The following is a 12,930-nucleotide window of genomic DNA, read 5'->3' on the forward strand; positions in this document are numbered from 1 at the left end:
AGGCGGGCGGCACTAGGACGCCGACCGCGCTACTCCGCCGGCCGATGGCGTTTGGTTCTTGGCGGACTCTGCAATCTCGGTGATCTGTTCCACCAATTCGGTAACGGTGAACGGTTTGCCTTGGACTTTGTTGATGCCCAAACAGTCCACCAGATGTTCCGCTCGCAACAACATCCGCAACTGGCCCTTGTTCAACTCTGGGACCACCACCTTCTTGAACGAACCCAACAGTTCGCCAATGTTTGATGGCATTGGATTCAGATAACGAAGGTGAGCGTGACTGACCTTGTGCCCAGCCTTTTGGATCCGGTCGACGGCGGTGTGGCAGGACCCATAGGTGCCGCCCCACGAAACCACCAGCACATCGCCACTGGTTTCACCAAACACGTCCTGGGGCGGAATCCGGTTGGCGATCTGTGCAACCTTCGCCTCTCGCGTGTCCGTCATGTGTTGGTGGTTGGCTGGGTCATAGCTAACGTTACCGGTGATGTCCTCTTTTTCCAAACCACCGACGCGGTGCATCAAACCAGGCGTGCCTGGGCGAGCCCAAGGTCGAGCCAAGTTTTCGTCACGCATGTAAGGCTTGTATGCCTCGGATCCATCACTGCCCTCGGGGTGCGATACACGGATCTTTGGCAGTTCGCTAAGAGCAGGAATACGCCACGGTTCGCTACCGTTGGCGATGTAACCGTCCGACAAAATGATCACCGGGCACATGCACTCGGTCGCAATCCGCCAAGCTTCGATCGCGATATCGAAACAGTCGCCAGGCGACCGTGGTGCCAGCACCGGCAGCGGCGATTCACCGTTACGGCCGAACATGGCCTGCATCAAATCGCTTTGCTCTGTCTTGGTTGGTAACCCCGTGCTGGGGCCACCGCGTTGGACATCGATGATGATCATCGGCAGTTCCAAGATCATCCCCAACCCCATCGCTTCGCCTTTCAGCGCGATGCCCGGGCCACTGCTGGCGGTCACTCCCATCGTGCCGCCAAAGGCCGCTCCGATGGTCGAGCAAATCGCCGCGATCTCGTCTTCGGCCTGGAAAGTACGAACGCCAAAGTTCTTGAACTTGGTCAGTTCGTGCAGAATGTCGCTGGCCGGCGTGATGGGATACGTTCCGTAGAACATTTCCTTTCCGCTCAGTTTCGAAGCAGCGACCAAACCCATTGCAATCGCTTGGTTGCCCATGATGTTGCGATAGGTGCCGGGAACCAATTCGGCTGCGTTGACCTGGTAGCTTTCACCAAATGCTTCGGTGGTTTCTCCGTAAGCCCAACCTGCACGCAGGGCCGCAACGTTGGCGGCGGCGACGTCCGGCTTTTTGCCAAACTTGGCTTCGATGAACCGCAGGGTTGGATCCAGCGAGCGACCGAACAACCAGTACACCAAACCCATGGCGAAGAAGTTTTTGCAGCGATCGGCAAGCTTGGTGCCCAGCCCGAACTCGGATACCGCATCGCGAGTCAGTTTGGTCATCGCGACCTTGACCACGCGGTAGGTTTCTTCGATCACGCTGGCGTCTAGCGGATTCGATTCGACCTTCGCCAGTTTGAACTCTTTCTCGTTGAACCCATCTTCGTTGGCGATCAGGATGCCGCCTTTTCGCAGATCACTCAAATTGGTGACCATTGCGGCTGGGTTCATCACGACCAACGCATCGAGCACGTCGCCCGGCGTGAAGATTTCTTCGCTGGCAAACTGCACCTGGAAACCCGACACGCCGGCTCGCGTGCCACGCGGGGCACGGATTTCAGCGGGGAAATCCGGGAACGTCGCAACGTCATTCCCAGCCAGCGCGCTGGTATTGGTCAACTGGGTGCCCAGCAATTGCATGCCGTCGCCCGAGTCACCGGCTAGACGCACGGTGATGCCAGAAACAGATTGAACGTTCTTGTTGGTCGTGGGGGAAGCCGTCATGGAGTGCTCGTCATGCCACCGCTGCCGCGCCGTCAATGAGGTCGGTATCGATGGCCGGTTAAGGCGTAAGTGAGAGGGACTTTAGGGGTTGTATCGATCGTTCCGGATCAGAAACTTACCGAAATTCTATAATTCGCGGGCGTTTTGGTAACGCCCTTGCCCGAGATTCTTGGATCAGAACGCTCGTTTTCAGCAAAAAACATGCTCTTCCGCTTCCTCGGCGACTCGAAATTGGCCGCCACAGCGTCTTTCCCGGCATCAAAAACGGGTGCCGGCTACTTTGTCGCACAATCGGTGATTTCAATCGCAAGCGTTTGACTGCGACACAGATCTAAACGCATCAAAACCCGGATATTGCCGCGGTCACAGCTGACCGGACGCCCTCCTTGCCGGGGATTCCAAAACGGATGGCACCGAATGCCCCCCTCTGTTGGTCACCCAGGATCTGCAGACTAGACCAGCACGGCTTCGCCCCACAGGCTGGGATCCTCCAGCACGGGGTACTCTGGCCCTAGGGAAAGGGTCTGCCAACCGAGTTCACGATCGACGACGGCATAATACAGGCTGATCCGCGGCTGATCGGCTGGATCAAATCCCGTCAACGCATCCGCCGGGATGAACCCCGACATCTCGTATCCATCATGACGCGGCATGCCAACAATCTTCAGTTGATTGGGGCCAATGCTCTTGGGATGCATCCGCGCACGGTTGATGGGGATCATCGCAGCCGTCGGACGCTCTCGTTTGGGTCCGCCACCGGCCGGCATGAACAGAAACCGGTGACAGTACTGGGTCGCACGGTGAATCAGCGGGCTACATCGTGTGTCGATCCACAGATGAAATCCGTCGCTGTCTTCCAACCTCGAATCGCGACACCACGGCAATTGGCGTTTTCCATTGACGTTGATGTGCAAACCGATGCCTTCTTTGCACCACGCCATCCGGACATCCGCGAAAACGGGCCGGTCCCCCAACGCACCTAGAGACGGCAATTTGCACTTCTCGGGTAGCTTCAGCCCCTTGGTGGACCATTTGCAAGGGTCTTTGCAAAGCGTCACTTCGAACCGAAACAGAAAGGTCGGGTCGATCAGCGATTCGGGTTTCGGATCGTCCTGCAAAGTGCCCTCCGTGAGCGTGGGGTTTGATCAGCCAGTGGGTTCAGCGGCGTCGACTTCAGACTATCGCAAAATCCCCAAAACGAACACCCATCCGCCCAAGCGGACGCACGCCGGATGGACATTCGACCCCAAGGCCATTCGCGCCCAAGGCCACTCGATCGCAAACCCATTCGAATCACGGGTGCAGGATCTTTCGTGAACAATACGCTCGCAGGTGGCACCTGCAAAATGGCGAACCGATGCGAGTTCCGATTGACCGCATTTGTGCGTTTTCTGCTTGCCGACCTTTCCGCCCAACCCGTTCAACGCCCCCCAAGGGGAACTTTCGGACGGTCTGCGGGCGTCCTAATCACGAGAATCCAGCTTCCGTGGCCACGTTGGCTGTTAAGTTGGTTGGACACGAACCGGATGCGTGCCCCCCACCCTTTGCCCTCTGCGACCGAACTTTTCCATGATCGACCTTTCATCCCCATCACTGCGAAACGGCTTGCTTTTGGCTTGGATGACCAGTTTGGCGTTGTCTTTGGCGGCCCCGGAAACCCAAGTTTCAGCGACCGCGCAAGACGCCGCTGCCCCGAGCAAACCGGCATCGAAGTATCCCGATTCGGTCGTCGAGAAGGCCGACACGATCCTGGACTCGGTCGATTTGCGGCGGGCCGGGCGAGTGATCCAGTCGACCGCGACGGCAGACTTGTCACGGGCCATCAGCGGTCTATCGCGAAGTCGCCGTGAACTGCGGTTGGTGTATCAGGACTGGAAAGCGACCGACGACCATATCACAGCGATCACAGACGAACTGAAACGCCTGAACGGTCAGTACGGCGAACTGAACCTGCAACTCGCTCGCGTCGCCGGACGCGATCGAAGCTCCGAAAACAAATTGATTGGTTTGATCAACGCTGGCGTGGCCCGTTCGTCTCAATTGGACGACGAAAAGACCGCTCAAAAAAATCTGCTCGCTGAAAAACGTGCCGCCCTGAACCGGGCCGAAGCCGAATACGCCGAAACCGTCCTAGCAATCCGATCGGACTACAAAAAGCTGAAATCGGAGCTGGACGAAAAACTGCTTCAGCGACCGGTCCAGATCGCGTTGCAAGTGATGAACGCTAATTTCGAAACCCCCGAAGGGCTGACCGCGGACAAGATCCTGTCGTCGCTGGACAAGCGACTGCAACGCATCGAACAAGAAGTGTTCAGCGAAACGATCGCCTTGGACGTTGTTCAAAATTCGATGTTTGTGGACGTTGTCGTGGGCCGCAAAGCGACCCGCATGGTGGTGGACAGCGGCGCGTCGATCATCAGTTTGCCGGCAAAAACCGCGGCTGATTTGGGAATCGTGGTGCCCAGCGACGCTCGCAAGATGCGAATGATCTTGGCGGACGGTCGCGAAATCGCTGCCCGCGGTGTGATTCTCGATCGCGTCCGTGTGGGCGAATTCGAAGCCGAAAATGTCGAGGCGGCCGTCCTGGATGCCTCCGCCACCGACGCCGAACCGTTGCTAGGGATGAGCTATCTGGGCAAATTTAAATTCGAAATCGACATGGCCGAAAAGAGCCTGAAAATGCTGCGGGTCAAAGCCGAGGACTGATCATCCATTCTCGCGAACGTATTTTTTCAGCTTGCGATCCAACGTACTTCGTTCGATGCCCAAAATCTGAGCCGCGCGACTTTTATTGCCATCGGTGTGCCGAAGAATCCGTTCGATGTGGCCCCGTTCCAGTTCCGCAAGCGTAGACAAGGGCGCGGTGGATTCGTCTTGGGGTACCGATTGGTCCGTCGCCGGCGACAGCGCCAGATCCGATTCATCGATGATGGTTTTACGATTGAGCACAACGGCTCGCTCGATCACGTTTTTCAGTTCGCGAATATTGCCTGGCCACGAATAAGCGGCCAGCCGTTTCTTGGCACCGCTACTGATGCTTTCGATCTTGCGGCCCATTTCCAGGTTCAACCGATGCAAAAAGTGTTCGGCCAACAAAAGAACGTCGCTGCCACGATCACGCAGCGGTGGCACAATGATCTCGACGACGTTCAAACGGTAATACAGGTCCTGTCGGAACAGCCCCTTCGACACCATCGACTGCAGATCGCGGTTGGTCGCCGCCACGACCCGCACATCGACGCGAATCGATTGATGACCACCGACCCGTTCGAACGGGTGGCCTTCAAGAACTCGCAAGAACTTGGCTTGGACCTCGGGGCTCATCTCCCCAATCTCGTCAAGCATCAAGGTACCACCGTCGGCGACTTCGAACTTTCCTCGTTTTTGGTCCGTGGCCCCGGTAAAGGCCCCCTTTTCGTGGCCAAACAGCTCACTTTCCAGTAGTGACGGTGACAGCGCGGCACAGTTCAGGCACACCAGCGGTCCGTCGCGGCGGTTGCTGGCGTGATGCAACGCAGATGCCACCAATTCCTTGCCTACGCCCGACTCACCGCGGACCAACACCGTGGTGCCGGTGGGGGCGGCCAACCCGATCTGTTCAATGACCGCGGCGATCGGTTCGCTACGTCCGACGATCTGGACCTTGCTGCCCAATTGAGACTGCAACTGCTGGACCTTCCGCCTGCTCCGGTGCAAGGCCCTGTCCATTTCCAATCGTTCCACTTGACTGGCCAACGCTTCGGCCAAAATTTCGCTCGCCGCGACAGTGAACTCCAAGTCAGACGACGACAACGGTCTGCCGCCGGCGGCCGTTGTCAGGTGCAGCATGCCATGCAGCGACCCGTCGTGACGTCGGATCGGAGCCAGAATCAAACTCTCGATATCGATCTCGCCGCGACTATTTTCGGTGGCAAGTTGGCCGTCGCCCAAGACGTTGCGAGCCAGGGTAGCCTGTCCGTCGACGGACGCCACCGATTGCATCAACTGTTCAGGCGGACGGCGATAGCTACGCGGGCCGGTTTGCCGGGTCGCCACCAACGGCAGTTCGCCACCAGACGACGGCGGCTTAGTCGCTAAATAGACACCGGCGGTGTCGATTTCGACGTTGGCCGCGATCGTATCCAAGACTTGCTCGATCGTCGCGTCGGTTTCGTTTTCTCGCGCCAGCGTGAACGCCAACTGCAGCAGCGGCAGGCTGCGGCTGGACTGCGGCCCCGGTTCGGAAAACGGATTTTCGGCGGGATCAGCGTGCAAGTACGCGCTCTCGCGGCGGCGATCGGTGATCGAAGCGGGATCCAATTCCGTGGTCAGCTGGTCGTCCGTGGCGTGTGCGGGTCCGGAAACCGGTGCCAGTCCGCCACCGGCACCATCAATCCGATCGGTGAACGTGATCGCGAAGCCAGCCACCGAAATCTCGTCATTCCGTGCCAAGCGAACGGCACCTTCGATCCGTTTTCCATTGACAAAGGTCCCATTTCGGCTGCCCATGTCTTCCACATACCACCCGCCGACAGAAGTTTCGCCGGATTCTGATCCCCAACGAATACGGGCGTGTTGGCGGCTGGCCTGGTCGCTTTTCAGCACGATTTGGTTCTTGGACGACCGTCCGATGATCGCCTCGGCAGGCGTAGAAAGTCGAAAAACGTCGCTCCAGCGGCCTGCACTGCGCAGCACCAGGTAGGCCCCCCCACGGTCCGGTTGGACCGATCGACCGGGTTTCGATGGCTGGTTGGGTTTCAACGGTTGGGGTGTAGGTGTGTTCACGATCGCCGATCGAACCGGAAAAGCTTCTGTTGCTGGAAGTTTCTACGCCAACTATCCTAGCGACTGACTGGAATTTGCTCGAAATCTGCGAGCCGATCAGTCAGACTAAAAGCATACCTCGTCGACTCTAGTACGCGGGACGTCCTTCCGGACGCCATCCCGAAGTGCGATTCACCCGGAGATCCACTGCGATGGATTTGGTCCCCCGAACTTCACGTTCATTCCTAAAGTCTCTTTTCTTGGTTCCGACTTGTTCGGCGCTCGTCCTGTGCGTGGCCGCAACAGTGCACGGTGGCCTGTCCGGCATCGGCAGCCAGCGTTCGGTTGGCGGCGTGATGATCGACGCCGCTGGTGTCGTCCGCACCGCAACGGCAGTCGAAAAGCAGGACCTCGCCAACACACTGCGCGAGAGTCTGTCGCCTGCCCAAGGCGAACTGGACAACGCTGCCGAACTGCGAATGATCTCGCTAGCCGGACTGCAGAAGGCAATCACGCAAAGCGAACAAGACGGGAAGCCGATTCCCGAAGACATCGAATTTTTGGCCGGCCTACAGCGAGTCGACTACGTATTCGTCGACACCGACAAGCATGACATCGTCATCGCTGGTCCTGCCGAGCCTTGGAAACTACTGGACGACGGATCGGTTGTCGGAACGATCTCTGGCGGATCGACCATGCGATTGGCCGACCTTGTGGTGGCAATGCGAAGTGTCGAAGTGGCCCGCAACGGCGGCATCAGCTGCTCGATCGAGCCCACTCCCGAAGGTCGCCGCCGTCTGCAACAGATGCTCAGCCGCGTCAAACTTCGTCCTGGCCAAAACCCGGCCATCTACGAAGCCACGATGAAGGAAGCCTACGGACCGCAAATGATTCACTTGGCTGGCATCCCTGCCGACAGCCGGTACGCTCGTACCCTGGTCGCGTCGGACTTCGAAATGAAGCGAGTCGCGATGGGATTGGCTCCGTCGCCAGTCGCTGGATTGCCAAGCTATCTGGAAATGGCCAAGAACAGCCGCCAAGGTGCTGGCCAAAACCCACGTTGGTGGATGGCCTGCGATTACGACGCACTGGCTCGCAGCGATGACGGTCTGGCCTGGAAGATCTCTGGACGCCGCGTCAAAACGATGACCGAACAAGATTTGGTTGCTGCCGATGGCACCGTCAAGGGCGGCGGCCGTGTCGACAAGACCGCGCAAGCTTGGGCCGACAAAATGACCGACTCCTTCGGCGAACTGGCCAAGGAAATTCCTGTCTTTGCGGATCTTGAAAACGTGATGGACCTGACCGTCGTTGCCACCTTGATCGTGCAAGAACGTTTGGCGGAAACCGCTGGCGTCGACTTGGCGACTCTTTCGAAGAGCAACGGCGTCGAACTGGCTTCCTACGCCGTACCACGCAGCATCGACCCGCAGTGCAGCTTCATTCGCGGCCGCGCCGGATGGGTCGTAACCGCCTCCGGTGGCGTCGATATCAATGCCTTCTCGATCATTGAAAATCAGAAGACGGAATCGGCCGTAGGCGAGACTCGCGGGGCCATGTTGGCATCCGCGACGGATCGTTGGTGGTGGAACAAGTAGTCTGAAATGGGTTCGTGGGGACCACGATCTTTCGAAGATGACATCGCGTGCGATTGGTTAGAGGATCTGTTGGATTCAGATCCAATCGCATTCTTTGACCATTGCCTTGATCTGAGCGGACTCGATTCGCTGGAGATGTTGGCGTGCATCGGCGTCGTCTGTACCGCCGAAATGATCCGCGGCTTGCTATGCGGGCCGCGTGATGGGTTGCCCGAATCGGCCCACCGCTGGCTGCAACAGAACGATTCGCTCGACGTGCTGGTCCAAAGCTTGGTGCCCAGCACCGTCGACGGACTGCGGCGTGTGCTTTCGCCGGATTCGGAGATGTACCAACAGTGGGATGACGCCGGTCCCGAATTCGACGCCTGGCACAACAACGTCGAATCGCTGCTGCACGAACTGCGTCTGACGGTAATTTAGCCCCGACCGGTGATTTCGCCCCGGCCGGCGCCCCCGTTCATCGCGTACCGCTGTTCATCGCGCACCGCTGTCGAATGCCCCGCAACGACAGGGTCAGTTCTGGTTGCGAATCTTTTCGAGCGCCAACGTCATTCGCTGGACGATTTGGGGATGGGCATCAGCGATGTTGTTGGTTTCGCCCGGGTCAGCCTCCAGATCAAACAGCATGTAGGGGGTCTCGAAAGGTTTCCCCTTGGGCTTTTCGCGTCCGCCGCTTCCGTTGCCAGCGACCATCTTCCATTTTCCGGCTCGCAGCGCGAACATTCCGGCAACGCTATGGCAAACCAAAGGCGAGCGACGGTAGTCAGCGTTGGGATCGGCAAGCAGTTTGGCAAAGCTGACGGAATCCGGCCCCGCGTCATCGGTGGTCGAAAGGTTTAAGTGATCGGCCAATGTCGCCATCACATCGACCAGTCCAACCACTTGGTTGACCTTCTGCCCTGCGTTCATCTTTTCGGGCATGCGGACAAAGAACGGCACTCGATGGCCACCCTCCCAAACGTCCGCCTTGGTGCCTCGCCAATTTGCGTTCGACCGATGCGACGCGGCATGGAAACCCTGGACGGATTCGTCATCCAGATGATCCGGTTGCCCTTCGTCGATTCGATACATGAACGATCCGTTGTCACTGGTGACGATCACGATCGTTTGATCCAACACCCCTTCGCTTTCCAGTGCATCCACGACGCGACCGATCGTTGCATCGACCTGGCGAACAAAGTCACCGTAGTCTCCTCGATTAGACGTTCCGACGAACCGCTTGGCCGGTAGCACCGGTTTGTGCGGCGCGGTCAGCGGGAAATACAACATCGTCGGTCGATCCGATTCTTTCATTCCGCTGATCACGGTGACCGCTTCGTCGGTCAACCGATCCAGACAACCGCGGAGTTCAAAATCCACTGCACGCGGCCCCTGGCGTGTGTAAGCCGGGAATCCAACGGCGGATTGGTCAACCGTTTCGGACGTGGTGGCTTTGCCGTCACGGAAATACGCATAGGGTGGGAAATCCAGCGACGCTGGGATCACGAACGAGCTTTCGAAACCATTCATTCCGGGGAATTCGGTCAACGGTTTGGCCAGGTCCAGATTGGCCTTACCGCCAACCAGCCCCAACCCCAGGTGCCATTTGCCAACGATCGCGGTCCGGTACCCATTGTCGGAAAACACGGACCCCAGCGTGGCCCGATCCGCGTCAATCAGTGGGCTGCCGTAGCCATCTAAAACGCCTCGCTTCAAACGCGTCCGCCAACAGTACTGACCGGTGACCAGTCCGTATCGGGTCGGTGTGCAAACTGCCGACGGTGTGTGTGCGTCGGTAAACGTGATCCCTTCGGCCGCAAGCCGGTTGAAGGCGGGCGTTTGAATCGTCGAATCGGGGTTCAGCGGCTGAACATCGCCGTAGCCAAGGTCGTCGGCAAGAATCAAAACCACATGCGGCCGCTGATTCGACTGGGCCTGCACCGCCCCGCCGCACAATGGCCCCAGCCAGACGGCACAGAACGCTAGTGCCATCGGCCCCATCCGCAGTTGCGCAACGCGGCGGAGACCGTCTTTTGATCGTAAGCAAGGTTGGGAATACGCCGACTTGGCCATAAACGATGTCATTCGGAAGCCTATTGTTTCTTGGGGAGAATGCGGACAGAAACGTCCAGCAAGTCATCGAATCCTTCGCTGGCGATGATCCCAACATCCGATCAGGAGATCCGATCAGGAGACTGGGGTGCTGTGACGAATGGCAGCGATTGTACGTCAACCGCGATTTTGATGCGAAACCGGGACTCCCCATCCGGCATGGGGTATCTCGTGTAGCATCAAGCGCGATGGAACCTGTAACTTCATCCTTTGTGCGGTTGATCAGTCGGACCGGTTTGCGGAGCGGCTGAGACGTGTCGGCGACGTGTCGGCCCTATTCGCAATGCCGTGCCTCTCTTTTCGGGATCAGTATTTTGTCGAGTTCAACAGTTCGGCTTTCGATGGCGGTTGGCCTGCTACTGATGTTGGGCATCGGCGGATGGTTGTATTCCAATCCTTCGACGACCACGGTGGTCATCTCGACGGGATCCGAAGGCGGCGTCTACCACAAAGTGGGGACGCTGATCGGCGATGCACTCCACCAACGCATCCCAGAAGTTCATTGCACGATCGACCCGAGCGTGGGCAGTACGGAAAACATCGCTCGGCTGGAAGCAGGCACGACAGACGTCGCAATCGTTCAAAACGATGCTGTCGCTAGTCAACGAGTTCGCAGCCTAGCGATGCTGTACACCGAATCGTTGCATCTGGTCTGCCGCCGGGAAGCCCAGATCACGTGTCTGAACGACTTGGTGTCTCACCAGACAAACCTGGGATCGACATCCGGTGGCACATCCCAATTGGTCAACGAACTTTTGTCGTTCGCACAGATCCAACTGCCCGAATCGATGCAAACTCGCGTGGGGTTCACCGAGGCCGAGACGATGTTGGTTTCAGGTCAACTGGATGCCGCCTTCTTTTTGGTCGGCGTGGGGTCAGACATCATCCAGCGTTTGCTTGCCGACCCACGATTCGAACTCGTCCCCATCCAGCTGCGTGCCAGCGGAGCATCCGATTCGTTCTTCGCCGACAAAGCATTTATTGACGGATTCCAAACTCGCTATCCTTACGCAACCTATCGGGAAATTCCGCTGATGGCGTACCAGGGCAAGCCCACCCGCCCAGTCGCTTCGATCGGAATCGGGGCGGTGCTGGTTTGCCGCGACGACTGGGACCAAGAACTTGCTCGAGTCCTGGTGCAAGCGGTGTTTGCGCACAAGGCCGTGCTTGGACGGAAGATTTCGCTTCTGACCAACATCGACGAAACCACCAGCCAGTCGTCGCTGCAGTTCCCGCTGCATCTCGGCGCGGACGCCTATTACCGCCGGAACGAACCCGGCTATCTAGCAGAGAATGCCGAATCGATCGGACTGTTGATCACGCTGGCGCTGCTAACCGCAAGCGGATTGCATGGTGCCAAAAAGTGGATCGACCAGAACCGAAAAAACCGCGTCGATGTCTACTACGCACGAGTGCAAGAAACCGACACGCTGACTCGGCAAGCCACCACCCCAGATGACCTTGCGAAGTGCGAAGAACGACTACGCCTGATCGAAGCGCAAGCCTGCGATGAACTGATCGCCGAACGCTTGGATGCAGACCATTCGTATGTGATCCTGCAAAACATGTTGATCCGTTGCCACACCGACCTGGATCGCAAACGCCCGCCGCCCTGGCAGCAAACGGAACCCAAGGCCTAACGCCCAAATTCGGCCGACCGCTGTGTCCCAAATGCTGTGTCCTAAATGCTGAATTCGCAACCAGCCGCGTGACTCGCGTCGGTGAACGGGTGGTCGCACGATGGGTGGCCGAATCGGATTCAGTGTGGACGGGAAGGTTCCAACCTGCCGCGACATCCCCACCGTCCGACTGCGGCGATACCGGTACATTGAAACCCACCTTGGCTATCCATTTGACATTGGGGCTGAAGTTTCGGCTCCAACCGACCCGTGTTGGCCCAGCAAGTGCACTCCGTAATCCCTAACGGCCGTCATCGGCCGGGATTCCACTGGCAATCCACTTGGATCGTCAACGAATCACGATGCGGATCAAGCCACTTGATAAAGGGAAATAGCGATGGACATTCCACAGGTCACTTCAAACGCGGACGCACAATCCGGCCAGATGGGCCAGCGGTATCTTGCCAGCGGAAAGTCGGTCGCGCTGCGACGCTGGGAAATGGACGCGTGTGAGTTCAATCATTCGGTTTGCCGTGAATACGAAACCGTCGGCTTGGTGATCAGCGGCGAATTGGCATTGGATCTAGACGGCGAGATTGTCCATCTGCATCCAGGCGACTCGTGGCTTGTCCCCGAAGGCGCACCGCACCGATACCGCGTTGTCGAACCGGTGGTTGTCATCGAAGCCACCAGCCCGCCAGCACGATTCAATGACCGCGACGAACCGGCCTAAGAATCATCGGCGTTCGATTGCAGATTCACTGCAGACGAGGTAACCAACGGATGTCGACAATGTGGCATCTGCTGGCGACTTACGCTTGGGACGCACACCGATCGACAGGGCTTCGAATTGACTTGCCGCGATTCGGGAACGACACTTTGGCGAACACTTCCCGTTCGATCCAAACGTGAATCATGATGCGGCATAGCCAAAGTTTGTTCTCCACCGCTTTTAGATC

At 58.1% G+C, this 12,930-nt stretch carries 9 protein-coding genes; 5 read left to right on the top strand and 4 right to left on the bottom strand.

All coding sequences use genetic code 11. The annotated features are described in order from the left end of the window. Nucleotides 1–12: 12 nt before the first annotated feature. Both K227x_RS17400 and K227x_RS17405 read right to left on the bottom strand, forming a co-directional pair. Entirely contained in the window at nucleotides 13–1,920 is a 1,908-nt protein-coding gene (locus tag K227x_RS17400; protein ID WP_145171456.1) for a 2-oxoacid:acceptor oxidoreductase subunit alpha, read from the bottom strand. 452 nt (nucleotides 1,921–2,372) lie between these two features. Next, nucleotides 2,373–2,912, bottom strand: a complete 540-nt coding sequence (locus K227x_RS17405; RefSeq protein WP_145178017.1) for a DOMON domain-containing protein — start codon at nucleotides 2,910–2,912, stop codon at nucleotides 2,373–2,375. 577 nt (nucleotides 2,913–3,489) lie between these two features. On the opposite strand from K227x_RS17405, the gene K227x_RS17410 reads away from it, so the two are divergent. Further along, on the top strand, nucleotides 3,490–4,626 hold the full coding sequence (locus tag K227x_RS17410) for a retropepsin-like aspartic protease family protein (RefSeq protein ID WP_145171458.1): 1,137 nt from the start codon (nucleotides 3,490–3,492) through the stop codon (nucleotides 4,624–4,626). Here K227x_RS17410 and K227x_RS17415 read toward each other — a convergent pair whose 3' ends face one another. Further along, the gene (locus K227x_RS17415; protein WP_246145872.1) at nucleotides 4,627–6,684 is read right to left on the bottom strand and encodes a sigma 54-interacting transcriptional regulator; all 2,058 of its coding nucleotides are present in this window, start codon (nucleotides 6,682–6,684) and stop codon (nucleotides 4,627–4,629) included. Nucleotides 6,685–6,875: 191 nt separating this feature from the next. Here K227x_RS17415 and K227x_RS17420 point away from each other — a divergent pair, with 191 nt between their 5' ends. Further along, nucleotides 6,876–8,261 carry a DUF1598 domain-containing protein gene (locus K227x_RS17420; RefSeq protein ID WP_145171460.1) on the top strand — a complete coding sequence of 462 codons (1,386 nt, stop codon included), beginning with the start codon at nucleotides 6,876–6,878 and terminating at the stop codon, nucleotides 8,259–8,261. Nucleotides 8,262–8,267: 6 nt separating this feature from the next. Further along, entirely contained in the window at nucleotides 8,268–8,681 is a 414-nt protein-coding gene (locus K227x_RS17425) for a DUF4259 domain-containing protein (RefSeq protein WP_145171462.1), read from the top strand. 93 nt (nucleotides 8,682–8,774) lie between these two features. Here the strand turns inward: K227x_RS17425 and K227x_RS17430 are convergent, their stop codons facing one another. Continuing rightward, nucleotides 8,775–10,325: a sulfatase-like hydrolase/transferase gene (locus K227x_RS17430; RefSeq protein ID WP_246145873.1), complete on the bottom strand. Its 1,551-nt coding sequence runs from the start codon at nucleotides 10,323–10,325 to the stop codon at nucleotides 8,775–8,777. A gap of 341 nt (nucleotides 10,326–10,666) precedes the next feature. Between K227x_RS17430 and K227x_RS17435 the strand changes: the two genes are divergently transcribed. Together K227x_RS17435 and K227x_RS17440 are read left to right on the top strand one after the other, a co-directional pair. Beyond that, entirely contained in the window at nucleotides 10,667–11,992 is a 1,326-nt protein-coding gene (locus tag K227x_RS17435; protein ID WP_246145874.1) for a TAXI family TRAP transporter solute-binding subunit, read from the top strand. A 376-nt stretch (nucleotides 11,993–12,368) separates the two neighbouring features. After that, nucleotides 12,369–12,704 (top strand): cupin domain-containing protein, encoded by a 336-nt coding sequence (locus K227x_RS17440; protein ID WP_145171464.1) that lies wholly within the window; start codon nucleotides 12,369–12,371, stop codon nucleotides 12,702–12,704. The last annotated feature ends 226 nt before the right edge of the window (nucleotides 12,705–12,930 follow it).

The organism is Rubripirellula lacrimiformis, from assembly GCF_007741535.1.
In the GTDB taxonomy this organism is placed as follows: Bacteria; Planctomycetota; Planctomycetia; order Pirellulales; family Pirellulaceae; genus Rubripirellula; species Rubripirellula lacrimiformis.

Coding starts and splice junctions, on each gene's coding strand:
- K227x_RS17400 (WP_145171456.1), bottom strand. CDS start 1,920: ATGACGGCTTCCCCCACGACCAACAAGAACGTTCAATCTGTTTCTGGC.
- K227x_RS17410 (WP_145171458.1), top strand. CDS start 3,490: ATGATCGACCTTTCATCCCCATCACTGCGAAACGGCTTGCTTTTGGCT.
- K227x_RS17420 (WP_145171460.1), top strand. CDS start 6,876: ATGGATTTGGTCCCCCGAACTTCACGTTCATTCCTAAAGTCTCTTTTC.
- K227x_RS17425 (WP_145171462.1), top strand. CDS start 8,268: ATGGGTTCGTGGGGACCACGATCTTTCGAAGATGACATCGCGTGCGAT.
- K227x_RS17430 (WP_246145873.1), bottom strand. CDS start 10,325: ATGACATCGTTTATGGCCAAGTCGGCGTATTCCCAACCTTGCTTACGA.
- K227x_RS17440 (WP_145171464.1), top strand. CDS start 12,369: ATGGACATTCCACAGGTCACTTCAAACGCGGACGCACAATCCGGCCAG.